The sequence below is a fragment of the Streptomyces sp. NPDC028635 genome (assembly GCF_040637635.1).
GTDB lineage: Bacteria > Actinomycetota > Actinomycetes > Streptomycetales > Streptomycetaceae > Streptomyces.
This window is the reverse complement of sequence record NZ_JBEZWX010000023.1, coordinates 25,985-50,466: the sequence shown is the minus strand read 5'-3', so window position 1 is coordinate 50,466 and position 24,482 is coordinate 25,985. Positions and strand designations below refer to the sequence as shown.

Genomic DNA, 24,482 nt, shown 5'->3' with positions numbered 1-24,482 from the left:
CCGCGGCGAGGAGTCCGGTGGAGGCGATGACGCAACGGTCCTGGTGGGGCGCCGAACTACTCGGCCGCCACGCCGACGACAAGGTGTGGGCGCGTGCCGCGGACCGCGAGGTCACGTACGGCAGGATGCGCCGCGAGACGGCGTGGCTGGCCGATGTGCTGGCGCAGCACGGCATCCGGGCGCACAGCACGGTCGCCCTGTACGCCAACGCGAGTTTCACGTACCTGTGGACGCTGTTCGCGCTGTGGTCGCTCGGCGCCCAGGTGGTGCTGAGAAAGACACCGCCCGGCCGGTGGTCGGGGGCGGTCCCGCCCGGGGCGCGGCCGACGCAGTTCTCGGTGTCGCTCGGCGAGAGCCGCGGGCGGCCGGACGACTTCGTCGACGAGTGCGAGGTGCTGGTGCGCCGCCACTCCGGCGGCCGGCCGGCGGCGGGCGGGCACTGCCTCGTGCAGTTCTCGTCCGGTACCACCGGCCGCCCCAAGGCGGTCGGCAGGAGTCCGGGCTCGCTCCTGACGGAACTGGACCGGTTCGCCGCCGTGGAGGGCGCACCGCGCCCCGGTGAGCGGGTGGCCGTGCTGGAGCCGCTCACGCACTCCTTCGGGCTGATCGGCGGGGTGCTCCACGCTCTCGCGGTCGGCGCGACGGTGGTGCTGCCGGTGACGCGCACTGCGGCGGCGACCGTGCGGGCGGCTTCCGGCGCGCACGTGGTGCTCGGCAATCCGCACCACTTCCGCCCGCTGGCGCGGACCGGGCCCGAAGAGCTGCGCCACCTCCGGCTGGCCGTGTCGAGCGGGGACGCCCTGCCGCCCGAGATCCCCGCGGTGTTCCACGGCCGCCACGGGGTGCGCGTCGGCCAGGCCTACGGCACGACCGAGACGGGACTCGTCGCCGCCGACCTCACCGGCCGCTTCGGCCCCGCCGTCGTCGGCGTTCCGGTGCCCGGCGCGCGGACCCGCGTGGTCGGCGGGGTGCTGGAGGTGCACGTCCCCGAGTCCCCGTACCTGTACGACGACACGCCGTGGACCGGCGGCTGGATGTCCACCCGTGACCTGGTCACGTGTGATCCCCGTACCGGTGCGCTGCGTCTGCGCGGGCGGGTCCAGGGCGTCGGGGACGCCTCGGTCGACCTGCTGCGCATCGAGTCGGTGCTGCGGGCCCACCGGCACATCACGGACGCGGTGGTCCTCGGGGTCGGCCCGATCGAGGCCCATGTGGCGAGCAGCGCGGAACTGGACGGCGAGGACCTGCGTTCCTGGTGCCGCCGGTTCCTCGGCGGGGCGCCGGCGCCGGACCGCTACCACCTGCTGCCGGAGCTGCCCCGCACCGCCAACGGCAAGGCCGTACGGGACCGTGGCGTCCTGCGCCGGCACCGCACGCATCCGCCCGGGGCGTGCCGCTGCATCAGCTGGTGAGCCGTCCCGGCAGCCGGGGACGGCGGCCGGAACGCGAAGACCCGCCCGGGCGGCTCGGTGCCCGGGCGGGCGACGCGGTGGCCTGCGCCCTTCGTCCGGCGCGCGCGAGCACGGCGGGCCCCGCGTGGGCGGGGTTCCCTGCATCGGCGGGGCCGGGCCGGTGCCCCCTTCTCCGGCGCCCCCTTGTCCGTGGTCCGGCTGCGGCCGGATCACTCACGTCGGCCTTCTCCCGCACCGCCACTAGCAGGGCCGCCCGCCCCGCGCCGCCCTCGGACGCTGCCCCTTCGTCCGTGGCGCCATCCGCCGCGAGAGCCATGAGAAACGACCTCCCAGAGGAAATGGAAGGCACGGAGCATGACGGTGACGACGACCGCCGCAACGCTGTACCCCTGTGACGAGGCGCGCTGGCAGGCCGTACGGGACCGGGACACCCGCGCGGACGGCCACTTCTGCTACGTGGTCACCACGACCGGCGTGTACAGCCGCCCCTCGTGCACGGTGAAGCTGGCCCTGCGGGAGAACGTCCGCTTCTTCCCGACCCCTGAGGCCGCCCGCGCCGAGGGCTACCGCCCGTGCCGCCGCTGCTGCCCCGACGACTCCGACCGGCACGCCGCGGCGGCCGAGGCGGTGGCCCGGGCCTGCCGGATCATCGACGAGGCGCCGCTGCCGCCGAGTCTCGACGAGCTGGCCCGCAAGGTCGGCTACAGCCGCTTCCACTTCCACCGTCTGTTCAAGTCGTTCACCGGCATCACCCCGCACGCCTATCTGGCGGCGGCGCGTGCCCGCCGGGTGCGCGAGGCCCTGCCGCTGTCCGGGACGATCGCCGACGCCATGTACAGCTCGGGGTTCAACTCCGGAGGTCACTTCTACGCGGCGGCCCCGGAGATGCTGGGCATGACGCCCAAGGCGTACCGGGCGGGCGGCGACGGCACGGACATCCGGTACGCGGTGGCGGGGTCGTCGCTCGGGCCGGTCCTCGTCGCGACGACGGACAAGGGGGTGTGCGGGGTGCTGACGGGAGAGGAGGTGCCGGGGCTGCTGAACCAGCTCCGCACCATGTTCCGGCAGGCCCGGCTGGTGCCGGCGGACGACGACTTCGCCGCCGCCGTCGCCGCGGCCGTGCGCGAGGCGGAGCCGCCGCAGCTCGGCCGCGAACTGCCCCTGCGGATACGGCGGTCCGCGTTCACCGTGCGGGTGCGGCGCGCGGTGCCGACGCAGACGGTGCGGGTACGGCACGCGGTTGCCGCGCCGGCCGCCGTCCCGAGCAGGTGAAGCGGGCCGGGGCGCGACCGTGTGACGTCGGTGCAGGACGGAGCGGGACGGCCCCGTGCACGGCGCCGTACGGCTGACCGGACCCGCCGGGAACACGGCCGTGGGCCCGCGCCCAGCCGCGTTCCATCGGAACGGAGTCCGGGGCCGGCCGCGCCGGGGTTCCGCTCAGCCCGGCGAGCGGGACTCCGCCCCGGCGGCCGCCGTCCGCGCGGCCACCGCCGGGCGCAGCCGCCCCGATGCCCACGTCGCGGGCAACGCCACCGCGCACACCAGCAGTCCGGTCAGCACCGCGTCCCGCGCACCGCCGTGCGAGACGGCCGCACCACCGGCCACCGCCCCGACCGCGATGCCCGCGTTGACCGCGGACGCCGGCAGCGTCGCCGCGAGGTCACGGCCGGGGCCGGCGAGCAGCCCGACCCGGTACTGCAGCGAGGGGACCAGGCCGAACCCGACCACTCCCCACAGCACGAGGGCGAGGGCGACCAGGACCCGTGAGGCGCCGGCGACGTGCAGGACCGTCAGCGCCACGACCAGGGCGAGGTTCGCCGCGACGAGCGTGCGTGCCGCGTCCCGGTCCGCCGCCCAGCCGCCCAGGAAGGTGCCGGCGGCCGTCGCGGCCCCGTAGGCGAAGAGGAAGACGGTCAGCCGGGCGCCGGACACCCCGGTGACGTCCTCCAGGAACGGCGTGATGTAGGTGAACGCCGCGAACTGGCCTCCGAGCAGCAGGAATCCGACGCCGAGCACGGCCAGCACGCGGGGTGCCAGCGCGTGCCGGGACTGCGCCCACAGGCCGCCCGTGCCCGTGCCGTCGACCGGCGGGACGCACACCGCCGCCGCCAGCAGCGCCACCGTCCCTAGGACCACGATGGCCGTGAACGCCGCGCGCCAGCCCAGGTGCTGGGCCGCCAGGGTGCCGAGCGGGACGCCGAGCGCCGTGGAGACGGCGATACCGCCGAACACCACGGAGATCGCGCGTCCGGTGCGCTCCGGGGGGACCAGGGCGGCCGCGACCGTGAACGCCGTCCCGAGGAAGAGGCCCTGCAGGGCCCCGGTGACGGCCCGGGCCGCGAGCAGGGTGCCGAAGCCCGGGGCGAGGGCGGCCAGCAGATTGCCGGCCACGTATCCGGCGAGGGACGCCCACACCAGGGTGCGGCGCCGGACCCGGATGGTCAGCGCGGTCAGCAGGGGGCCGCCGGCGCAGATGCCCAGCGCGTAGGCGGTGACCAGGGTGCCCGCCGTGTCCACGGACACGGCGAGGTCCCCCGCGACGAGCTTCAGCAGGCCGACGACGACGAGTTCGGCGCTGCCCATGACGAAGGTGGCCAGGAACAGGGCGGCGAGGGCCGGGCCCGGCCGCCGTGCCACCGAGAGGGGAACGGAGGTCATGTCAGTGCCAGAAGTTCTTCCTGGCGCTGCGCAGGCCCTGGAACGAGTCGAGGTCCGGGACGGTCCACCCGTCGAGGTCGTACTCCTGGAGGCACTGCTCGGCGAAGCCCTTGTACGCGTCGAGCTGGCCGGTCTCCATCTGGGTCATGTAGATGTCGCTGCGCACCGACTCGTGGTTGCCGGAGTAGTTGCGTTCGTACAGCTCGTGCCGGCCGCCGAACTCGGTGCCGACCGCGTCCCACAGCAGCTTCATCAGCTTGACGCGGCTGACGGCGTCGTAGCCGTTGGAGCCGCGCACGTACTTGTCGAGGTAGGGGCGCACCTCGGGGTTCTTGAAGTCCTCGGCGCTGGAGTTGACGTAGATCAGGCCGCTGGCGACGTCCTGCTCGATGATCTCCTTGATGCGCGGGTAGCCGATGGTCATGAACCAGCGGTAGGCCATGCCGTACTCCAGGCGCGGCAGCAGGGCCCCGTCCTTCCACTCCTCGGGGTTGCGGGCGGCGGCGTCGGTCAGGGCCCAGAACATGTTGCGCCAGGCGAGCACCTCGCCGATCCGGGACTGGATGCCGCGGAAGTCCTTGGTGCCGGTCATCTCGACGGCCTTGGCCAGCAGTCCGGCGATGAAGTCGATCTTCACGGCGAGGCGGATGCAGCCGTGGAAGGTCAGGCGCGGGATGAAGCCGGACTTGGGGGCGAACCCGTTGACCTGGTCGACGTCGCCGTAGAGGAAGACGTTCTCCCAGGGGATGAGGACCTTGTCGAGGACGAAGATGGTGTCGTTCTCGTCCAGGCGTGAGGAGAGCGGGTAGTCGAAGGGGCTGCCCATGACGGCGGCCGTCGCGGCGTAGGAGGGGCGGCAGATCAGCTTCAGGCCGGGCGCGCCCATCGGGATGGTCGCGACCAGCGCGAACTCCTTCTCCTTCAGCGGCAGTCCGTAGTGCGAGATGAAGTTGTAGTGCGTGATGGCCGAGCCGGTGGCCACCACCTTGGCGCCGCTGACGACGAGTCCGGCGTCGGTCTCCTTCTCCACGTGCACGAAGACGTCCCTGACCTCTTCGGACGGGCGGTGGCGGTCGACGGGCGGGTGGATGATCGCGTGGTTCCAGAACAGCACCTTCTCCTGGGACTCGCGGTACCAGCGCCGTGCGTTGTCCTGGAACGGCGCGTAGTAGTCGGAGTTGGCGCCGAGGGTGCCGAGGAAGGCCGCCTTGTAGTCCGGGCTGCGGCCCATCCAGCCGTAGGTGAGGCGGGCCCACTCGGCGATCGCCTCACGGTCCTGCACGACGTCCTGGACGCTGCGCGGGGTGCGGAAGAAGGTGTGGGTGTAGCCGTCGCTCCCGGTGTCGGTGCGGGTGGTCAGCACGTCACGGCGGGCCGGGTCGTGCAGCGCGTCGTACAGGCGGGCCGTCATCCGGGCGGGGTTGGCGAACGCCGGGTGCTTGGTGACGTCGTCGACGCGCTCGCCGTAGATGTAGACCTCTCGGTCGTCGCGCAGGCTCTCCAGGTACTCGTCGCCGGTCAGGGGGCGGGTGGTGCGGGGAGCCGGTGCGGAGGCGGAGGCCTCGCCCTGCTGCAGCGTCATGGTGTGTCCTTGTCCGGTCGTGGCGGTCAGTGACCCAGGGGGATGTGGAGCGCCGCGGTTCCCGACGGCCAGGCGCCGTCCGCCGGTCCGTCGAGGGTGCCCGCCCACACGTGGTGGCCGGGCGCGGTGTCCAGGAGGCGGAAGGCCCCGCCGTGGAAGACCAGCGGCTCCGCGTCCCATGTCGTGAAGGCGCGCACCCGCCCGATGTGCAGCACGTGGTCGCCGCCGTCGTACGCGGCCCAGGGCACGCAGTCGAGGTGGGCGGCGCAGCCGGCCAGGCGTGGTCCCGCAGCGTCGGGGTCCCAGGCCACGGGGGTGTCGGCGGGCAGGGGCCGGCCGGCGAAGTGCAGGGCCAGGTCCCGCTGGTGTGCGGCGAGGATGTTCACGCCGAACGACGGCGCGCCCGTGAGCAGGTCGCACATCCGGCTGCGCCGGTCCAGGGACACCATCACCAGCGGGGGGTCGAGGGAGACGGAGGTGAACGAGCCCACGGTGGCGCCGTGCACGCCGCCGCCGTGTTCGACGGTGACCACGGTGACGCCTGTGGCGAACCGGCCGAGGCAGTCACGAAAGCGGCGTCGGCTGTCGCCCATCGACACTCCTCGAAAAGGAAATGAGCCCTCGAATTCGGCGCTCTCTGAGGGGCATTGTGCCGGTGTCCGCTGAAGGATCGATCGAGGGGAACGGCGGGTATTTCTGCGCAATATCCAGGAGAGCGGAAATGATTGACACCGGTGTGGGCGGGCGCCTGTAATTCCTTCTCGGATTCGAGTAACCGACACGAGGTGGCCCATCATGAGACTCCAGGTCGAGTTGACCGACGCACTCCAGGACTACGTCGCCGATGTCTCGCTGCGCGAGCCCGACCTGTTGCGGCAGCTGCGTGAGGAGACCTCGCAGCTTCCCCTGCACCTGATGCAGATCTCGCCGGAGCAGGGGCAGTTCATGCGGACCCTGCTGAAGGCGACCGGGGCCCGGCGGACTCTCGAGGTCGGCGTCTTCACCGGGTACAGCCTGCTGTCGACGGCGCTCGCGCTGCCCGCCGACGGCCGTGTGGTGGGGCTGGACATCAACGAGGAGTGGGGCGCCATGGCGCTCGACTACTGCAAGCGGGCCGGCGTGGCGGACAAGGTCGACCTGCGCATCGGCGACGCGCGGGCCTCCCTGGAGCACCTGCTGAAGGAGGAGAACGCCGCCGGCACGTTCGACTTCGTCTTCATCGACGCGGACAAGGAGAACTACACGGCCTACTACGAGTTCGCGCTCGAGTTGCTGCGCCCCGGCGGTCTCGTCGTCGTCGACAACGTGCTGTGGCACGGCGCCCTGCTCGACGAGTCCGCCCAGGACTCCGAGACGCAGGCGCTGCGCGCCTTCAACCCGCGGCTGCTGCACGACGAGCGGGTGGAGCTGAGCGTGATCCCCTACGCGGACGGCCTGACGTTCGCCGTCAAGCGCTGAGATCCGCTGCGCGCACGCGTGAAGGCCGCCCCGGGAGGACCGGGGCGGCCTTCACGCGTGGGTCAGGGCAGGCGGACGGACTGGGCGTGGCGGAAGAAGTTCGTCGGGTCGTACTTCTTCTTCACCTGCTGCAGCCGCGGGTAGTTGCCCTTGTAGTAGAGGGCGTGCCAGGGCGTCGACGACGTGTTGTACTTCGGGTCGTTCAGGTCGTTGTCCGGGTAGTTGACGTAGCAGCCGTCGGTGACGTCGTTGGGCACGGGGACGCCGCCGGTGTCGGCGTAGACCTCCGCGTAGCACTGCCGGTTCCAGGAAATGTAGGCGGCGTCCTCGGCGGGGTCGTTCCACAGGGACATCCACATCATCTTGAAGAACGACTCGCGGTGCGGATAGCCGGTGGCCGACGGGGCGAGCCGGTTGACCTCGCCGCCGTAGGAGCTGAGGGTGATGGACGCGCCGGGCAGGGTGACGTCCGTGCGCGTCAGGTGCTTGTACAGCGCCGCGAGCTGGCGGTCGGGGAAGGCCGCGCGCATGTACGCGGACTTGTACTCCTGCCGGTAGGTCGGGTCGGTGAGGTTGGTGTTGGTGGTGCCGAGGTAGCGGGTGGCCTCCAGCCAGGGGAGTTTGCGCGGCTCGGCGTAGCTCGCCATCGGGCCGAACTCGGCGAAGCGGCGGGTGACGGCGACGGTCGGCACGTCGACGCCGTCGGCGATCGCGGCGAGGTAACCGTCCAGCAGCTGGCGGGCGCCCGGAGCGGTCGCGTCGACCTGGGTGACCATGGCGATCTGGCCGGCGGACTTGTGGGTCAGCACGAGGAAGCTGGCCAGGGCGAGTTCGGGGGCGCCGGGTGCGCTGTGCGCGGTGAACCAGCGCGCGTAGTTCTGCGCCAACCGGGAGAACTTCGTCTCCGTCATGGTCTCCCACGGCCAGGCCTGCGCCACCAGGTACACCTCGCGGGGCGGCTTGGGCAGCAGCTTCTTGGGGTCGGTGCCGGTGGCGCCGGGTGTGCGGAACCAGTAGCGCGTGACGACACCGAAGTTGCCTCCGCCGCCGCCCGCGTGGGCCCACCACAGCTCGCGGTTGGGGTCGCCCGGGTCGTTGGTCGCCACGACGGTGCGCACCTTGCCGTCGGCGCCGACGACGACCACCTCGACGGCGCACAGGTAGTCGATGATCAGGCCGAGCTGGCGGCACAGCAGGCCCCAGCCGCCGCCGCTGACGTGACCGCCGGCCGCCACGGAGTAGCAGATGCCGCCGGGCACGGTGACGCCGTACACCTGGTAGAGCAGGGTGTAGACGTCCAGGAGCTGTGCGCCCGTCTCGACGGCGAACGCGCGCCGCCCGGCGTCGTAGTACACCTTGTCGAGCCTGGACAGGTCGAGCACCACCTGGACCTCGGGGTTGAAGACGAAGTCCTCCAGGCAGTGGCCGCCGGAGCGCACGGTCAGACGTTTGCCGGCCGTGACGGCGGCCTGCACCACGCCCGCCACCTGGGAGACGTCGTCCACGATCTGGACGGACTCGGGGCTGCCGACGTACCGGTTGTTCATGCCGTGCACGAGCTCCCCGTACTGGGCGTCCGCCGGGGTCACCGTCACCGGGGCGAACGTGACGGTCGTGGCCTCCTGCTCCGCTGCCGCCGCCCGCCCGGCGAGCGCTCCCCCCACGGCGGCCGTGCCGCCCAGCGCGGCGGCGGTCGTGAAGAACCGCCTGCGGCCTATCCCACTGTTGTCGCGCACTCTACGTCTCCCGTTCTCGCCATTTTCGGCGCACCGCTTCACGCGTTGACCTGCGCCGCGACAGTACGAATCAGCCATCGCGGAAAACACCCCGGATCTTGCGGTCGAATCCCTGAACGGGGCATTCCGGGATACGACCGCAAGATGGGGAGTGTCGGACGGCCCGCCGGTCGCCACCATCGGAGTCCAGGCTGAATTCGCCATGGTGGAAGGAGGCGGGGCCGGTGACGGTCAGCGTCGGTGAGGTGTACGAGAACCCGCGGTGCAGGGAGCGGGTCGTGATCAGAACGCCGTCCTCGCACACGGACGGGGCGCGCACCGTGATGGACGTGTACTCCGAGCCCGGCGGCGCCGTGTCGGGAGAGCACCTGCACCCGGTGAGCGAGGAACGCTTCACGCTGGTGCGGGGCAAGGTCGCCTTCCTGATCGGCGGGCGCCAGGTGACCCTCGACAAGCCCGGGCAGAGCGTGCTCATCCAGCCCGGCATCCGGCACCGCTGGTGGAACTGCAGCGGTGAGCAGGCCTTTCACATCTGCGAGATCCGCACCAACAGCGACCGCTTCGAGCAGCTGGTGCTGCGCCAGCTCTTCGGGCTCGCGCAGGACGGCAAGACCACACCCGAGGGCATGCCCCGGCTGCTGCAACAGGCGGTGACCACGCTGGAGTTCGGCGACGTGGTGCGGTTCACCTCGCCCCCCTGGGCGCTGCAGCGCGCCCTGTTCACCGTGCTGGCCCCGATCGCCCGGCTGCTGGGGCACCAGGGGTGCGACCCGCGGTACATGGACCGCAAGCCGTCGGAGATCGCGGAGCTGGAGGAGCTTCCGGAGGAGGTCATGCGCTGGCACCGCTGATCCCGCCGGCCCGGTGGACATCGCCTGCAACACCTTCGGGCACGGCGGTGTTTCCCATGACGAGAGCACACCGCACCGCGCTCCTCCCCCACCTCAGGGCGGGGCCGACCATCGAGAAGGAACCTTATGGATCTGCAGCTTTCCGGCCGGGTCGCCGTCGTCACCGGCGCCTCCAAGGGCATCGGCCTGGCCATCGTCCGCACGCTCCTCGAAGAGGGCGCCAAGGTCGTGGCCACCTCCCGCAAGAGCACCCCGGAACTGGATGCGCTGGCCGGCCCGAACCTCGTGCACGTCCCGGCCGACTTCATGGACGAGGACGCGCCGGCGCAGGTCGTCGAACGCGCCGTGGAGCAGTTCGGCGGGCTCGACATCCTGGTGAACAACGCGGGTGGCCCGCCGCCCGGCGTGACCCTGCCCCGCGGCTCGTTCCTGCACGCCTCCGACGAGGAGTGGCGTGCCATGTTCGAGTTCAACCTGTTCTCGGCCGTGCGTGCCATCCGTGCCGCCATCCCGCACCTGCAGCAGCGCGGCGGCGGCGCGATCGTGAACATCTCCTCCGGCAACGCCCGGCAGCCCTCGCCGATCAACGTCGACTACGGTGCGGCGAAGGCCGCCCTGAGCAACATCACCAAGGTGCTCTCGGGCGAGTTCGCCCCCCAGGGCATCCGCGTGAACACGGTGTCGCCCGGTGTGGTGCGCACGCCGTGGTGGACCGACGAGGGCGGCGTCGCCGACATGATCGCCTCCCAGGCCGGCACCGACAAGGACAACGTCATCAACAGCGTCGTCCCGGAGATGCTGAACCTGGCCACGGGCCGCTTCGTGGAGCCGCAGGAGGTGGCCGACGCCGTCGTGCTGCTGGCGTCGCCGCGCTCCGGCAGCACCACGGGTGCCGAGTTCGTCGTGGACGGCGGGCTCCTCAAGGAGCTCTGAGCACCACCGTGCGGGAGGGCCGGCGCAGCCCGGCCCTTCCGCCCGTGCCCGGCCGCCGCACCGCGGCCGGGCGTACGACGCACCACGGCCGCCGGCGGCGTGCGGTGACCTGATCCGCGCGGGCCGCCGGCGCCGCCGGCGGTGCTGTGCGCGGCTTCCGCACCGGGGGCCGTCTGCCGCCGGCCCCCGGTGTCCGCGGAGGGCCGCAGGGGTTCCGTCCGCTCCCGGACCCGGCTCCGCGACGGCACCGCCCAAGACCGTCCGTGCCTTCCGCGGCGGCACGGACGTCCTCCGGGAACTCCGCACCGCCCGGCCGCCTTCCGCGCGCCCCGCTCGCTCCGCGCGCCTTCGCCGCGCCCCGCTCGCTCCCGCGTGCCACCGCAGCGCCCCGCCGTCGCGGGCGCCCTGCCGCGGGCCCCGCCCGCCTCACCCCCTTTCCTGTCCTGCCCGCCGTGATGTCTCGCGGCCCCAGGGCCGCCACTCGTTCGGATCGCCGGGCTCGCAGCCGTGTCACCGCCGGCCACCGCCCCGGTGCGTGGCCTTTTCGCCGTGCCCGCCCGCACCGGGAGGCGCCGCTTCCTCGGCGCCGATCCGCACGGCGGACCGCGGGCCGCTTCTTTCCGTCCGCCCCGCTCCGGGGCCGGCGCGGCGGCATCGATGTCAACTCCCTGGAGCCGTCATGGCCTTGGCCGCCCCTGCTCGCCCACGCGACCGCGCGGCGCCCCCGCTGGACCGCCGGCTGCTCGCCCTGGCGGTGCTCGCTCCGCTGCTCGCCAACGCCGACTGCGGCATCGTGACGCTCGCCCTCAGCGACATCCGGCGCGACCTGTCGATGTCGCTCGACGCCGTGCAATGGGTGACCAACGTCTACGTGCTGCTGGTGGGCGGGCTCCAGCTGCTGGGCGGCCGGCTGGCCGATCTGGCCGGGGCAAGGCGTCTGTTCCTGCACGGCATGGGCGCCTTCGCCGTGGCCTCGGCCCTGTGCGGCGCCGCCCCCAGCGGCCCGCTTCTCGTCCTCGCCCGCGCCGGGCAGGCGCTGGCAGCGGCCGTACTCGTGCCCGCCGCGATGTCGCTTCTGGTGACGGCGGCCGCACCGCAGCAGCGCGCCCGGGCCCTGGCCCTGTGGGCGGGCGCGGGCGGCGCCGGCTCGGTGGCCGGTGTGGTGTGCGGCGGCCTCGTGGTCAGCGGCCTCGACTGGCGCTGGGCCTTCTGGATCAACGTCCCCGTGATCGCCGTCGCCCTGGTGGTGTCGCGCCGCACCCCGCTGCCCGATCCGCCCCGTACCCGCGGTGCCCGCCTCGACCTGGCCGGGGCCGCCGCGCTGACCGGCGCATCGCTCGCGGCCGTGTACACCCTGGTCCGCCTGGCCGCTCACGGCGCGGACCGGTACACGGCGTACGCGGCGCTCGCCGCGTCCGCGTCGGCGGCCCTCTTCGCGCACCGGCAACGCCGATGTCCCCACCCGCTGCTGCCCTCGTCCCTGATACGCGACCGGAACCTGATGTGCGGCGCGGCCGGCGTCCTGCTCGTGTCGGCGGCCGCCGCACCTGTCGCCTTCCTCGGCGGGATGCGGCTGCGCGAGACCTACGGGTTCGGCGCGCCGGCAGCCGGAGTGGCGCTGCTTCCCATGGTCGGGGGCATCTTCGTCGTGGGCCGGGCCTGCAGCGCGCTGCTCACCCGGTACGGTCCGCGCCTGCCGTGTGCGCTCGGCTGTCTGCTCCTGGGGGCGGGCCTGTGGACGCTGGCCGCCCGCTCGCACGCACCGGGGTACGTCTCGGGCATGCTGCCGGGGCTGGTCCTGGCCGGCGCGGGGCTTCCGTTGATCTGGATGTCGTGCGAGGTCGTGGCGCTGGCCCGGTTCCGGGGCAGCGGAGCGGGGCTCGCGGCGGGCCTGGTGCAGTGCGCGGGACAGTTCGGGACCGCGCTGGGCACGGTGCTCGCGGTGGCGGTGTGCGGCCGTGGCACCGGGGTGGCCGCCGGGGCCGGGCAGGCGTTCGGGGCGGCAGCCCTGCTGATGGGACCGGCACTGGTCGGCGCCCTGCTCTTCCTGCCGGGCCTCCGCCCGTCCGGCCCGGACCGCCGGGCGCGGAGCCGGGCCGCTCGCCCCCTGGGCCGGGAGCGCCGCCCGCACCGGCGTCCGTACGTCCCCGGCCGCCGCGCACCCGGCGTCGCGGCCACCCCGTGGTCGACACGGCCCGCGCGCGAACCGGTCCGGCCACGGCCGTGGCCTGCGCGAACCGGTGACTGAACGGTCCGGCCGCCGTCAGGCCACGGGACGTCCTCGACGCCGTCGACCTCGTACGGCGTCCGCGGCGGGCCGGAGAGCGCCTCCCGCGCCGCCCGGCTCCCCCGCAGAGCCGTCAGACCCGGACCAGCCCGCCGTCGCCCACCGAGTCCCGGGGGGCGGGGACGGTGCGCTCGGCCAGCAGGTTGAGCGACTGCCGGGAGCGCGAGCTCGAGGGCGGCTCCAGCCGCTGGTCCCCGGAGAGCATGCGCGTGTGCAGGCGTTGCAGCCGCGCCGACGGCCTGGTGCCGAGTTCCTCCCGCAGCCGGGCCCGCAGCCGGTGGTAGGCCATCAGCGCGTCGGCCTGCCGGCCCGACCGGTACAGGGCGAGCATGAGGTGCGCGACGAGATCCTCGTGCGTGCCGTACTGATGCACCAGCGCGGTCAGTTCGCCGAGGATCTCATGGTGCCTGCCGAGGCGCAGTTCGGCGCCCAGCCGCTGCGGAACGGCGTCGAGCCGGTCACGCTCGACGACCTCGATGGCGGCCCTGAGCAGCGGTCCGGTCGGCACGTCGACGAGCATCGGCCCCGTCCACATCATCTCGGCGGCGCGCAACTGCTCGGCGGCCTCGGTGTACTCGCCGGCGTCCAGGACGGCGCGCGCGGCCCGCACCTGCTGCTCGTAGCGGTCCAGGTCCAGTTCGCCGGCGTTCAGCTTCAGCAGGTATCCCTGGTCGCGGGTCTGCAGCCGGCCGGGGGTGCGTCCCGGGCCGCGCCGGGCCCCGTCCAGGAAGCGGCGCAACTGCATGACGTAGGTGTGCACCGCCGCGACCGCGCTCGACGGCGGGCGGTACTCCCATATCTCCTCGACTATCTGCGCCACGGACACCACGTGGTTCGCGTTGAGCGCCAGGAGCGACAGCAGTTGCCGTTGTTTCGGCGCCGTCGGGGTTCTGTGGCGGCCGTCGTCGTCGCACACGTTCAGAGGACCGAGAACGCGAAACTCCATGTGACTCCCCCATCGTCGCCCGGGCGGGCCGGCGGAGGTCATCCCGCCGCAATACCCGGTCAAACGTCGCGATCCGCGCGGATTCTACCGTCGCTCAAGTCGTGCCGGCCCCGTCACGGGGACCTGTTCAGCGCTTGTTCACCACCGCCCGCGGGCCGGGCCCGGTGGGCGCGCCGCCCCGTCCGGCCACCCGGTGACCTGTGCCAGGAGCGCCCCGGGGTCACCGGGCTCCCGGTCGGCGCGCCAGGCGACGTGCTGGTCGGGGCGGATCAGCACCAGATCACGCTCGTACACCTCGCGCGCGAGCGGATCGTCGAGCGTCAGGGTGCGCAGCGGCACGCCCCGGGCAGCCGCCGCGGCCTCGATCCGGTCCGTCCGGGGTGGGCGGGGGCCGAGGCGCAGCAAGGTGAACCCGGGGCCGAACCGGTCGAACAGCGAACTGCCGTCCGTGCGGCGGTCGTCGAGCCACAGGTGGGGTGCACGGCCGCCCGGCATGGCACAGGGCGTGTACGCGGCGAAGGAGTCGGGCACCGGCCCCGTGCCGTCCCCGGCGACGATCGGTGAGCCGTCGTAGCGGGCGCCCAGCTGCACCCCGAGGGTGTCCAGGGTGCGCATCCCGTACTCGGCCAGTTCCGCTCCGGTCTTGACCCGGGCGGCCTCGCCGGATGCGGAGTCCGCTTCCAGCCAGGCGGGCCGGTCGACGGCGCCGAGTCCCTGGCCGAGGGTCCGGGCCGCCGAGGTGTTGCGCAGGGCGATGGGCCGGCGCTCGACGCCGTAGGTGTCCAGGAGGTCCGGGCCCGCCCAGCCGGCCACGGCCGCCGCGAGTTTCCAGGCGAGGTTGGCGGCGTCGTCCACCCCGGTGTTCATGCCGAAGCCACCGTTGGGTGTGAACAGGTGCGCGGCGTCGCCGGCGAGGCGGATGCGGCCCGTGCCGAAGGACTCGGCGACCAGCGCCGCGCCCGCGGTCCAGGGCCGGTGGCTGAGCACCTCGACCGGCAGGGGCTCGCCCGCCGCCCGCTGCACCAGCCGCACCAGTTCGGCGTCGGTCGCCGTGTCCGGGTCGACGGAGCTGGTGAGGAGGAAGAACTCGTCCACGCCGTTGAGCGCGATCAGGTTCAGCGCGAGGTCCGCGTTGACGACCCAGTTGCTCCATGCGCCGCGATCCCGCAGGAAGTCCCGGTACAGCGTCGGCACCCGCAGGTGGGCGGCGGTGGAGCGGCGTCCGAGGATGTCCTGGTCGAGGGTGCCCTCTCCCTCGTAGCGGATGCCGAGGTGGCGCCGGACCAGGCTGTGGCCGCCGTCGCAGCCCGCGACGAACCCGGCCCGGAACACGCTCCGGGCCCCGTCGCGTTCGGCCACGACGTCGACGTGCCGCGCGCTCTCGTGCAGGGCGGTGACCGTCCAGCCGTAGCGCAGCGTGATGCGCGGCCGGGTGCGCGCGTGGTCGAGCAGCAGCCGCTCGACGTACATCTGGTTGGCCCGGTGCATGGGTTCCGGGGTCGGGTCCGTGCGGTCGGCCGCGATCCGCCGGCGCAGCACGTCGCCGCTGCCGGGCCAGGGCAGCAGCGCCAGTTCGTGCGCGTTGTAGCGGGTGAAGAAGGAGATGCCGGCCGAGTGGCCGGCGGGAAGACCGAGCCGGCGGATCCGCTCGGCCAGTCCCAGTGTGCGGTAGTGCTCCATCGTCCGCGCGTTGTGGGTGCTGCCGCGCGGCTGATCGGGCACGCCCGCCTGGGTGTTGAGGACCACGCACGGTACTCCCTGCCGGTCCAGCAGCAGCGCGAGCATCAATCCGACCGGACCGCCGCCGACCACGGCTACCGGGGTTGTCAGCGGGTCGTCCATCCGACGCGGCCTCCAGCCTTCTCTCGATCGAACCGGTGCGATCGTCGCAACCCGCTCTGAAGAACGAAGCAAGATCGGCGCCCGGGACGGCTTTCCATCGGCCCTTTAGCAGCCGGTTGGAGACTCCGCCACGAACCTTTACCGAACCGCTGGGGTATCACGGGCCGCGATGTCTCACCGGTGACCGATGAATTCGGCGCATCACTGCGGAGTGTGAGGTATTCCTATGTTCCTGTCCGGCACCCACAGGTCCGTCGCGCAACGCCTGCGCCTGCACACGGACCGGGATTTGGGGGCGGGGAATTTCTTCTGGCGCGCGTGGCGCATCGCCCGCGACCGGGACCGTCCGCTGCTGTTCCACCCCGATGTGTCCTCCCCCCACTGGGCGACGGGCGTACCGAAGGCGATGTCCCTGGACGACGTGCGCGTCGCCGCGATCCGTTACGCCCACTGGTACCGGGGCCACGGGGTGCGGCCCGGGGCGCACGTGGGCCTGCACACCCGCGACGGGCTGCTCGGCCTGATCCACCACATCGCCATCACGTCGCTCGGTGCCGCGGCCGTGCACTGCAACCCGAAGATGGCCCCGGCGACGGCCGCCGAGTACTTCCTGCGCACCCGGACCACGGTGCTGGTGGGTGACGGCGACCTGCTCAAGGGCCTCGCGGACGCCTGGGAGGCGGACGCGCCGGGGAAGGCCACGCCCGAGGTCGCGGACATCGCCTCGCTCGCCGCCACCGCCGCGCTGCCGCCCCGGCCGATGCCCGCTTTCCCGTACCGGCACGCCGCCGGTGACCTGGTCATGATCTCGCACTCGTCGGGCACCACCGGCCGGCCCAAGGCGCCTGTGTTCCACCACGGTTCGTTCTTCGCGGGCAAGCGGGAACGGCTGTGGTCCTTCCCCTCCCTGCGCTCCGACCGGCTGCTGACGGCCCTGCCGCACAGCCATTCGGCGGGCATCAGCTATCTCAGCCTGGCGATCATGCTCGGCATCCCGACACTGATCCTGGACGACGCGAGCGGCGAGGCCGTGGCGCGGGCGGTCAACCTGTTCCACCCCACCACCGTGCTGGCCTTCCCGCTCACCCTGGCCGAGATACCCACCGAGCAGATCAGCCCGGAGGCCGCCCGGCACCTGCACACGTGGCACGGCATGGGTGACGCCTCCCACGAGCGGCACATCCGGCCGCTGATCGCGCTGGGCCGGCGCACCGAGAACGGCAAGGTGCTGAACGGCTCGCGCTACCTCGACGGACTCGGCTCGTCGGAGATGGGCATGGTGCTGTTCAAGCAGGCCTACACACCCGAGACGACCCGGTACGCACGCCACATCGGCCTGCCCGCCAAGGTGGTGCGCAAGGCGGCCGTGTTCGACGAGCAGGGCCGTGAACTGCCCGACGGGCAGGCCGGCCGGCTCGGTGTGCGCACACCCAGCATCACCGCCGGCTATCTGGACGAGCCCGACCTGACCGAGGAGTCGACGGTCGACGGGTACTTCCTCACCGGTGACATCATGCGCCGCGACCGCGACGGCACCTGGTACCACCTGGACCGCACTCCCGACGTGATCCACACCGCCGGCGGTCCCGTGCACAGCCTGCCCGCGGAGGAGGTCGTCCTGCTCGCGACGCAGGCGCTGGACGCGGCGGTCGTCGCGGTCGACGATCCGGAGTCCCCGGGGTACTCCCGTCCCCTGGCGGTCGTCCTGTTCACCGACGGCGAGGAGCGCGACGCGGCCCGGCTGCTCGCCTCCTGCAACGCGGCCCTGGTCCGCGAGGGCCTGGCACCGCTCGGCGGCCTGCTGCTGGCCGCCGACCGCTCCGAACTCCCCGTGGGGGTGACGGGCAAGGTCCTCAAGCGCCTGCTGCGCGAACGCCTGCGCACCGTCCTGTCCCGCACCGGCGACCCCGCGCTCGCCGTGTCCTCCCCCGTACGGAAGGTCTGATCATGTCCGGTACCGAGACGACGGCGGCACGTCAGGTGGTCGATCTGATCACCGGCACGTGGCGGGCCCAGGCCCTGCACGCGGCGGCCGCGCTGTCGCTGCCCGACCACATCGCCGCCGGAGACCGCACCGTCCCGGCGCTGGCCGAACGCACGGGCGCCAGCGAGGACGGCCTGGCGCGGCTGCTGCGGCTGCTCGCGGCGCTCGGCGTGTTCAGCGGCGACGAGGAGGGCGGCTACGGGCTCACCGACGTGGGCGCGCTCCTCGTCGCCGACGGGGAACAGTCCATGCGCGACATGGTGCTGCTGTACGGGGAGGAGTTCCACCGCGCCTGGGGTGCGGTGGTCCCCGCGATCCGTACTGGGACCTCCGGCTTCGAGCACGCCTTCGGCACCTCGCTGCACGCCCATCTGCGCGACGAGCCGGACGCCGGGCCGCGGTTCCTGCGCGCCATGAACGCCGGCAACGTGTTCTTCCCCGAGGTCGCGGCGGCCTTCGACTTCACGCGGGCGCACACCGTGGTCGACGTGGCCGGCGGCAGCGGACTGCTGCTGTCGGCCGTGCTCCAGGCCCATCCGCACCTGACGGGGACCGTCTTCGACCTGCCGCACATGCTGCCGGTGGCCGAGCGGCACCTGGGCGCCACCGTCGACGCCCACCGGTTCGAGACGGTCGCGGGCGACGTCTTCGACAAGGTCCCCGCGGGCCACGACGTGTACCTGTTGTCCCGGGTGCTCCAGGACTGGGACGACGAACGATGCGTGACGCTCCTCGCCAACGTCCGCGAGGCCATGGCGGACACGGGCCGCCTGCTGGTGCTGGAGAGGGTCGTCGCCACCGACGGCACGGCGCCCGTGCTGCCGCTGCTGTGGGACCTGCACCTGCTGATGGCGGCGGGCGGCCGCGAGCGCACCCTCGACGGATACCGCTCCGTCCTGGGCGCCGCGGGCCTGCGGCTGGAGAGCGTGCACTCCCTCGCCCTCGAGACGAGTCTGCTGATCGCCGCACCGGTATGAGGCGTTCCCCGCGTCCCGGCCCTCCCCTGACACCCATGGAGTCTCCCTATGCCCAGCGGTGACCTCGACCTGTGCCTCGTCGGTGCGGGACCGCGCGGTCTGTCGGTCCTGGAGCGGCTGTGCGCCAACGAACGCTCCGCGCCCGCTCACCGGGCGGTCACCGTGCACGTCGTCGACCCCTACCGTCCCGGAGCCGGACGGGTGTGGCGCACCGGACAGCCGCGTGTGCTGCTGATGAACACCGTCGCCTCCCAGGTGACCGTGTTCACCGACGCCAGCGTGGAGATGGACGGCCCCGTCGAGCCCGGCCCCAGCCTGTACGAATGGGCGCGCACGCTCGGCGACGGGTCCCGCGAGGCGCCGCTGTACGACGAGGCCGTGCTCGCCGAAGCGCGCCGCATCGGCCCGGACGACTACCCGACCCGGGCCTTCTACGGCCGTTACCTGGAGGACGTCTTCGCCCGGGTGGTGTCCCACGCCCCGCCGCACGTACGGGTGCGGGTGCACCAGGCCCGGGCCGTCGCCCTGCGGGAGCGGCCCGAGGACGGCGCGCAGCAGGTCGTCCTGTCCGACGGGGAGGTCATCGACGGCCTCGACGCGGTCGTTCTCTCCCAGGGACACGTGCCGGCCTCCGTCTCCTCCGCCCAGCGCCAGTTCACGCAGCGCGCGCGGGCCCACGGGCTGCTGCACGTCCTGCCGGCCAACCCGGCCGACCTGGACCTGTCGCACGTGCGCTCCGGTGAGACGGTGCTGCTGCGCGGGCTCGGACTGAACTTCTTCGACCACATGGCGCTGCTCACCGTGGGGCGCGGCGGCCGCTTCGACCGGGTCGGCGAGCGTCTCGTCTACCGCCCCTGCGGCCGCGAGCCGCGGATCGTCGCGGGCTCGCGGCGCGGCATCCCGTACCACGCCCGCGGCGCCAACGAGAAGGGTGCGCACGGCCGTCACGAGCCGCGCGTGCTGACCGAGGAGGTGGTCGCGGCGCTGCGGGAGCGCGCGGTGGACGGGGAACGGGTGTACTTCGGCACCGACCTGTGGCCGCTGATCGCCCGGGAGGTGGAGAGCGTCTACTACGGGACGCTGCTGAGCTGCCGGGGCCGGGAGGCCGAACGCGAGGAGTTCACGCAGCGGTTCGTCTCGCTGCCCGAGGGTTCCGGCCACACCGAGCGGCTGCTCGACACCTACCGCATCCCGCGCGAGGAGCGGTGGGACTGGGAGCGGATCTTCCGGCCGTACGGCGACGGGGAGTTCGCCGACCGGGCGGAGTTCCGCCGCTGGATGCTGGAGCATCTGCGTTCCGACGTGCGCGAGGCCCGGGCGGGCAACGTGAGCGGACCGCTCAAGGCGGCCCTGGACGTGCTGCGCGACCTGCGCAACGAGGTGCGGCTCGCCCTCGACCACGGCGGCCTGGACGGCACGTCCTACCGGGACGAGGTGGAGGGCTGGTACACCCCGCTGAACGCCTTCCTGTCGATCGGGCCGCCCTCCTCGCGCGTCGAGGAGCTGATCGCGTTGCTGGAGGCGGGTGTCCTGGACCTGATCGGTCCGGGCATGCGGGTGCGCGTCGACGGCACGGCGGGCGCGTTCGTCGCCGAGTCGGACGGTGTGGGCGGTGCCCCGGTGCCCGCCCGGGTACTGGTGGAGGCGCGGCTGCCGGAGCCCGATGTGCGCCGGACCGCCGATCCGCTGCTGCGCGGGCTGCTGTCCAGCGGGCAGTGCCGTCCGTTCCGCATTCCCGGCGCGTGCGGCACGAGTTACGAGACGGGCGGCCTCGAGGTCACCGAGCGCCCGTACCACCTGGTCGACGCCTACGGCCGCAGTCATCCGCGGCGCTTCGCGTACGGGGTGCCGACGGAGGCGGTGCACTGGGTGACCGCGGCCGGCATCAGGCCCGGCGTGAACTCGGTGACCCTGGGCGACTCCGACGCCATCGCGCGGGCGGTCCTGGCCCTCGACCCCGCCGCCGCGGACGCCTCCGCGGGCCGTCCGGGCAGGACGCTGACGGAGGCACCCGCATGACGGCGCACCCGGCGGGTCTCGACTCGGGGCTGCTCTCCCCGGTGCGGGCGGGCACTCCGGTGGAGCGGGCGGTCGGTGACGAGGCCTGGCTCCAGGCGATGCTGGACGCGGAGGCGGCGCTGGCACGCGCCCAGGCCGGGCTCGGCACCCTGCCCGCGTGGGCCGCCGCGGCGATCACCCGGGCCGCCCGGGCCGAGCGGATCGACGTGCGCCGGCTCGCCGTCGCCGCCCGGGAGAGCGCCAACCCGGTGGTGGGCCTGGTCCGGGCCCTCACCGCGGTCGTCGCCGAGGAGAACCCGGAGGCGGCGGACTACGTGCACCGTGGTTCGACCAGTCAGGACATCTTCGACACCGGCGCCATGCTGGTCTGCGACCGGGCGCTGCGCCTGGTCCACGCCGACCTGCTGCGCGTCGCGGCGGCGCTGGACGGGCTGGCGGCGCGGCACCGGGACACCCTGATGGCCGGGCGGACGCTGACGCTGCACGCCGTTCCGATCACCTTCGGGCTGAAGGCGGCCGGCTGGGGGCTGCTGGTGCGGGAGGCGGCCGGCCGCGTGGGCCGGCTGTTGGACGGCGGGCTGCCCGTCTCGCTCGGCGGTGCGGCGGGCACCCTGGCCGGCTATCTGGAGTACGCGGCGGTGGACGGCGCGCCGGTCGCGGACGCGGCGGCGCTGTCGAAGGCGTTCGCGGCGGAGACCGGGCTGGCCGAGGCCCCGCTGCCCTGGCACGCGTTGCGCTCCCCCGTCGCGGACGCTGCCGCGGCGCTCGCCTTCGTGACCGGGGCGCTGGGGAAGATCGCCGTGGACGTGCAGTCGATGGGCCGGACCGAGGTCGGTGAGGTCGCCGAGCCGCCCGTGGCCGGGCGGGGCGCCTCCTCGGCGATGCCGCACAAACGCAATCCGGTGCTGACCACGCTGATCCGTTCGGCCGCGCTCCAGGTGCCCGCGCTGGCGGGCGCGCTGACGCAGTGCCTGGTCACCGAGGACGAGCGCTCGGGTGGCGTCTGGCACGCCGAATGGCTGCTGCTGCGGGAGTGTCTGCGGCTGGCGGGCGGCGCCTCGCACACCGCCGTCGAGCTGTGCGAGGGGCTGGTCGTCCACGAGGAGCGGATGCGGGCGAACGCGGCCGCGTCCGGCGCCCTGATGGCGTCCGAGCGGATCGTCGCGGTGCTGGCGCCCGCGTTCGGCAAGGCGACGGCGAAGCGGGTGCTGTCCGAGTCGGCCGAGACCGCCGCGCGCACCGGGCGCCCGCTCGCCGACGTCCTGTCCGAACACCCGCTCGTCGGGCCCTCGTTGGGCCCCGCGGAACTGGCGGATCTGCTCGATCCCGCCGCGTACACGGGCGCGGCCGCCTCCCTGGTGGACCACGCCCTGGAACGTCACCGCACGCCCTGATCCATGCCCCGTCGCCCCGACCCTCAGGAGTTCTCATGTCTGCTCGGCTCTTCACCTCGGAATCGGTCACCGAAGGCCATCCCGACAAGATCGCCGACCGTATCAGCGACACGATCCTCGACGCCCTCCTCGCCCAGGACCCCACGGCCCGCGTCGCCGTGGAGACCCTGATCACCACCGGTCAGGTCCATGTCGCGGGCGAGGTCACCACCACTGCGTACGCCGACATCCCCGCCCTCGTGCGCGAGGCCGTCCTGGAGATCGGCTACGACTCCTCCGTCAAGGGCTTCGACGGCGCCTCCTGCGGGGTGTCCGTCTCCATCGGGGCCCAGTCCCCCGACATCGCCCAGGGTGTCGACACCGCCTACGAGCAGCGGGTGGACGGCTCCTCGCCGGCGCAGGAGGACCGGCTGGCGCTGCAGGGCGCCGGCGACCAGGGCCTGATGTTCGGGTACGCCTGCGACGAGACGCCCAGCCTCATGCCGCTGCCCATCCACCTGGCCCACCGGCTGTCGCGGCGGCTGTCGGAGGTGCGGCGCGACGGGACGGTGCCCTACCTGCGCCCGGACGGCAAGACGCAGGTCACCATCGAGTATCTGGGCAGCAAGCCCAAGCGCCTGGACACGGTGGTCGTCTCCTCGCAGCACGCCAGTGACATCGACCTGGACGCCCTGCTCACCCCCGACGTGCGCGAGCACGTCGTCGAGCACGTCCTGGACGAACTGGCCCAGGAGGGCCTGAAGCTGGAGACCGAGGACCACCGGCTGCTGGTCAACCCCACCGGCCGCTTCGAGATCGGCGGTCCGATGGGCGACGCGGGCCTGACCGGCCGCAAGATCATCATCGACACCTACGGCGGCATGGCCCGCCACGGCGGCGGCGCCTTCTCCGGCAAGGACCCCTCCAAGGTGGACCGTTCCGCCGCGTACGCCATGCGCTGGGTCGCCAAGAACGTCGTCGCCGCCGGTCTGGCCTCCCGGTGCGAGGTGCAGGTCGCCTACGCCATCGGCAAGGCCGAACCCGTCGGCCTCTTCGTGGAGACCTTCGGTACCGCCACCGTCCCGCAGGCCGCCATCGAGAAGGCCGTGAAGGAGGTCTTCGACCTGCGCCCGGCCGCGATCATCCGCGACCTGGACCTGCTGCGCCCGATCTACGCCCAGACCGCCGCCTACGGCCACTTCGGCCGGGAACTGCCCGACTTCACCTGGGAGCGCACCGACCGCGTCGACGCGCTGCGCCGGGCCGCCCGGCGGTAACCGTCCGCTCCGAACGCGGCCCCGGACCCCCGTGGTCCGGGGCCCCGTCGTCGCCCACCCGTTTCCCGGCGGGTGGCGTCCCGTGCCTGTGCGCCTCGGGCCCGGACGCCGCGGATCACCCGGCCGCCGGATTACCGTACCGAAATACCGTCCGGAAAAAGAACCGGCCGGCTGACCGAATTAATTATAAGTCCCCATTCCGTTTGACGTCGAAAACGTTACATGCCTATCCTCGAAACGAAAAACAGGATGCCTGTTCGAAGTGTTACGACACCACGGGGATAGGAATTCTTTATGAAGTCGGGCGTTCTCGGCCCCCTCTTACTGTCCGATTCCGACGTGAATCTGGTGCCGAGCGCACCGAAGCCGCGCCAGCTCCTCGCCTTCCTGATGCTGAACGCACCGCGGATGGTGCGGGCCGGCGACTGCATCACCGAGCTGTGGGGATCGACTCCCCCGAAGAGCGCGATGTCCACGCTCCAGACCTACGTGCTCCACATACGCCAGGCTCTGCGCGGCCCCCGCGGCGACCACAGCCGTCTGCTGCTCACCAGGAACCAGGGCTACCAGCTGGCCCTGGAGACGACCGACCACGACCGGTTCCTGTTCACCGACCTGACGCGGCGCGGGCGCCTGTCCGCCGCCGCCGGGGAGCACCGCACCGCGTCGGAGATGTTCACCCTCGCCCTCGCCCAGTGGCGCGGGCCCGCGCTGTCGGACGTCCGCACCGGCCCGTTGAGCTCACCGCACCTGGCGGAGCTGGCGGAGACCCGGCAAGGCGTCCTGGAACAGCGCATCGAGGCCGATCTGGCCCTCGGCAAACACCGGGAGCTGGTCGACGAGCTGAGTGACCTGACCGCCCGCCACCCCACCCACGAGAACGTGCACGCCCAGCTGATGGTGGCGCTGTACCGCTCCGGCGACCGCAAACGCGCCGGGGACGTCTTCCACGGCCTGCGCCGGGCACTCGGCGACACCCTGGGCATCGAGCCCGTCCCCCGGATGCGGCGCCTGTACCAGGCGGTCCTGGCCGGCAGCTCGGCGCTGGACGCCCCGGTCGTCCACCGATGACCCGTTCCCGTCCTCCCCGGACGGCCGCTTCCGGTCCTCCCCGGACGGCCGCTTCCCGTGATCGGCCGACGACCGC

Annotated in this window: 18 protein-coding genes; 12 read left to right on the top strand and 6 right to left on the bottom strand. The window is 73.1% G+C overall.

Annotation, left to right across the window (positions count from 1 at the left end):
* Positions 1–26 precede the first annotated feature (26 nt).
* Positions 27–1,412: a class I adenylate-forming enzyme family protein gene (locus AB0E88_RS23395; RefSeq protein WP_361633487.1), complete on the top strand. Its 1,386-nt coding sequence runs from the start codon at positions 27–29 to the stop codon at positions 1,410–1,412.
* 354 nt (positions 1,413–1,766) lie between these two features.
* The gene (locus AB0E88_RS23390; protein ID WP_361633484.1) at positions 1,767–2,684 is read left to right on the top strand and encodes an Ada metal-binding domain-containing protein; all 918 of its coding nucleotides are present in this window, start codon (positions 1,767–1,769) and stop codon (positions 2,682–2,684) included.
* Positions 2,685–2,849: 165 nt separating this feature from the next.
* On the opposite strand, the gene AB0E88_RS23385 is transcribed toward AB0E88_RS23390, so the two are convergent.
* From AB0E88_RS23385 to AB0E88_RS23375, 3 genes are read right to left on the bottom strand one after another with little or no spacing between them, the layout of a single operon-like run.
* Complete coding sequence (locus AB0E88_RS23385) at positions 2,850–4,070, bottom strand: MFS transporter (RefSeq protein ID WP_361633481.1); 1,221 nt, start codon at positions 4,068–4,070, stop codon at positions 2,850–2,852.
* Position 4,071: 1 nt separating this feature from the next.
* On the bottom strand, positions 4,072–5,652 hold the full coding sequence (locus AB0E88_RS23380; protein WP_361633478.1) for a 4-hydroxyphenylacetate 3-hydroxylase N-terminal domain-containing protein: 1,581 nt from the start codon (positions 5,650–5,652) through the stop codon (positions 4,072–4,074).
* A 26-nt stretch (positions 5,653–5,678) separates the two neighbouring features.
* The gene (locus AB0E88_RS23375; RefSeq protein ID WP_361633475.1) at positions 5,679–6,245 is read right to left on the bottom strand and encodes a flavin reductase family protein; all 567 of its coding nucleotides are present in this window, start codon (positions 6,243–6,245) and stop codon (positions 5,679–5,681) included.
* A gap of 202 nt (positions 6,246–6,447) precedes the next feature.
* Here AB0E88_RS23375 and AB0E88_RS23370 point away from each other — a divergent pair, with 202 nt between their 5' ends.
* Entirely contained in the window at positions 6,448–7,110 is a 663-nt protein-coding gene (locus AB0E88_RS23370; RefSeq protein ID WP_361633472.1) for a class I SAM-dependent methyltransferase, read from the top strand.
* A gap of 62 nt (positions 7,111–7,172) precedes the next feature.
* Here AB0E88_RS23370 and AB0E88_RS23365 read toward each other — a convergent pair whose 3' ends face one another.
* Positions 7,173–8,846 carry an FAD-binding oxidoreductase gene (locus tag AB0E88_RS23365; RefSeq protein WP_361633469.1) on the bottom strand — a complete coding sequence of 558 codons (1,674 nt, stop codon included), beginning with the start codon at positions 8,844–8,846 and terminating at the stop codon, positions 7,173–7,175.
* Between the two features lie 224 nt (positions 8,847–9,070).
* Here AB0E88_RS23365 and AB0E88_RS23360 point away from each other — a divergent pair, with 224 nt between their 5' ends.
* The 3 genes from AB0E88_RS23360 (at position 9,071) to AB0E88_RS23350 (ending at position 12,878) form a co-directional block, all read left to right on the top strand.
* Positions 9,071–9,697, top strand: a complete 627-nt coding sequence (locus AB0E88_RS23360; RefSeq protein ID WP_361633466.1) for a cupin domain-containing protein — start codon at positions 9,071–9,073, stop codon at positions 9,695–9,697.
* 126 nt (positions 9,698–9,823) lie between these two features.
* Positions 9,824–10,630, top strand: a complete 807-nt coding sequence (locus AB0E88_RS23355; protein WP_361633463.1) for an SDR family oxidoreductase — start codon at positions 9,824–9,826, stop codon at positions 10,628–10,630.
* A 679-nt stretch (positions 10,631–11,309) separates the two neighbouring features.
* Entirely contained in the window at positions 11,310–12,878 is a 1,569-nt protein-coding gene (locus AB0E88_RS23350) for an MFS transporter (RefSeq protein WP_361633460.1), read from the top strand.
* A gap of 112 nt (positions 12,879–12,990) precedes the next feature.
* On the opposite strand, the gene AB0E88_RS23345 is transcribed toward AB0E88_RS23350, so the two are convergent.
* The gene (locus tag AB0E88_RS23345) at positions 12,991–13,863 is read right to left on the bottom strand and encodes an AfsR/SARP family transcriptional regulator (protein WP_361633457.1); all 873 of its coding nucleotides are present in this window, start codon (positions 13,861–13,863) and stop codon (positions 12,991–12,993) included.
* Between the two features lie 138 nt (positions 13,864–14,001).
* Positions 14,002–15,705, bottom strand: a complete 1,704-nt coding sequence (locus AB0E88_RS23340) for an FAD-dependent monooxygenase (protein WP_361633454.1) — start codon at positions 15,703–15,705, stop codon at positions 14,002–14,004.
* Between the two features lie 226 nt (positions 15,706–15,931).
* On the opposite strand from AB0E88_RS23340, the gene AB0E88_RS23335 reads away from it, so the two are divergent.
* The 6 genes from AB0E88_RS23335 to AB0E88_RS23310 all read left to right on the top strand — a co-directional run bounded on the left by AB0E88_RS23335 (position 15,932) and on the right by AB0E88_RS23310 (position 24,406).
* Positions 15,932–17,650 (top strand): class I adenylate-forming enzyme family protein, encoded by a 1,719-nt coding sequence (locus AB0E88_RS23335; RefSeq protein ID WP_361633451.1) that lies wholly within the window; start codon positions 15,932–15,934, stop codon positions 17,648–17,650.
* A 2-nt stretch (positions 17,651–17,652) separates the two neighbouring features.
* Positions 17,653–18,666 (top strand): methyltransferase, encoded by a 1,014-nt coding sequence (locus AB0E88_RS23330; protein WP_361633448.1) that lies wholly within the window; start codon positions 17,653–17,655, stop codon positions 18,664–18,666.
* A 48-nt stretch (positions 18,667–18,714) separates the two neighbouring features.
* Positions 18,715–20,685 carry an FAD/NAD(P)-binding protein gene (locus AB0E88_RS23325; protein WP_361633445.1) on the top strand — a complete coding sequence of 657 codons (1,971 nt, stop codon included), beginning with the start codon at positions 18,715–18,717 and terminating at the stop codon, positions 20,683–20,685.
* Positions 20,682–22,079, top strand: a complete 1,398-nt coding sequence (locus AB0E88_RS23320; protein WP_361633442.1) for a lyase family protein — start codon at positions 20,682–20,684, stop codon at positions 22,077–22,079. Before AB0E88_RS23325 ends, AB0E88_RS23320 begins: the two co-directional genes overlap by 4 nt.
* A 35-nt stretch (positions 22,080–22,114) precedes the next feature.
* Positions 22,115–23,335 carry a methionine adenosyltransferase gene (metK, locus tag AB0E88_RS23315; protein ID WP_361633439.1) on the top strand — a complete coding sequence of 407 codons (1,221 nt, stop codon included), beginning with the start codon at positions 22,115–22,117 and terminating at the stop codon, positions 23,333–23,335.
* 339 nt (positions 23,336–23,674) lie between these two features.
* Positions 23,675–24,406, top strand: coding sequence for an AfsR/SARP family transcriptional regulator (locus AB0E88_RS23310; RefSeq protein WP_361633437.1), 732 nt, complete (start codon positions 23,675–23,677; stop codon positions 24,404–24,406).
* The last annotated feature ends 76 nt before the right edge of the window (positions 24,407–24,482 follow it).

Bases quoted from the DNA above. Each gene is read 5' to 3' on its own strand.
- AB0E88_RS23385 (WP_361633481.1), bottom strand. From the start codon at position 4,070: ATGACCTCCGTTCCCCTCTCGGTGGCACGGCGGCCGGGCCCGGCCCTC.
- AB0E88_RS23370 (WP_361633472.1), top strand. From the start codon at position 6,448: ATGAGACTCCAGGTCGAGTTGACCGACGCACTCCAGGACTACGTCGCC.
- metK (WP_361633439.1), top strand. From the start codon at position 22,115: ATGTCTGCTCGGCTCTTCACCTCGGAATCGGTCACCGAAGGCCATCCC.
- AB0E88_RS23395 (WP_361633487.1), top strand. From the start codon at position 27: ATGACGCAACGGTCCTGGTGGGGCGCCGAACTACTCGGCCGCCACGCC.
- AB0E88_RS23375 (WP_361633475.1), bottom strand. From the start codon at position 6,245: ATGGGCGACAGCCGACGCCGCTTTCGTGACTGCCTCGGCCGGTTCGCC.
- AB0E88_RS23340 (WP_361633454.1), bottom strand. From the start codon at position 15,705: ATGGACGACCCGCTGACAACCCCGGTAGCCGTGGTCGGCGGCGGTCCG.
- AB0E88_RS23325 (WP_361633445.1), top strand. From the start codon at position 18,715: ATGCCCAGCGGTGACCTCGACCTGTGCCTCGTCGGTGCGGGACCGCGC.
- AB0E88_RS23335 (WP_361633451.1), top strand. From the start codon at position 15,932: ATGTTCCTGTCCGGCACCCACAGGTCCGTCGCGCAACGCCTGCGCCTG.
- AB0E88_RS23345 (WP_361633457.1), bottom strand. From the start codon at position 13,863: ATGGAGTTTCGCGTTCTCGGTCCTCTGAACGTGTGCGACGACGACGGC.
- AB0E88_RS23320 (WP_361633442.1), top strand. From the start codon at position 20,682: ATGACGGCGCACCCGGCGGGTCTCGACTCGGGGCTGCTCTCCCCGGTG.
- AB0E88_RS23390 (WP_361633484.1), top strand. From the start codon at position 1,767: ATGACGGTGACGACGACCGCCGCAACGCTGTACCCCTGTGACGAGGCG.
- AB0E88_RS23350 (WP_361633460.1), top strand. From the start codon at position 11,310: ATGGCCTTGGCCGCCCCTGCTCGCCCACGCGACCGCGCGGCGCCCCCG.
- AB0E88_RS23330 (WP_361633448.1), top strand. From the start codon at position 17,653: ATGTCCGGTACCGAGACGACGGCGGCACGTCAGGTGGTCGATCTGATC.
- AB0E88_RS23355 (WP_361633463.1), top strand. From the start codon at position 9,824: ATGGATCTGCAGCTTTCCGGCCGGGTCGCCGTCGTCACCGGCGCCTCC.
- AB0E88_RS23380 (WP_361633478.1), bottom strand. From the start codon at position 5,652: ATGACGCTGCAGCAGGGCGAGGCCTCCGCCTCCGCACCGGCTCCCCGC.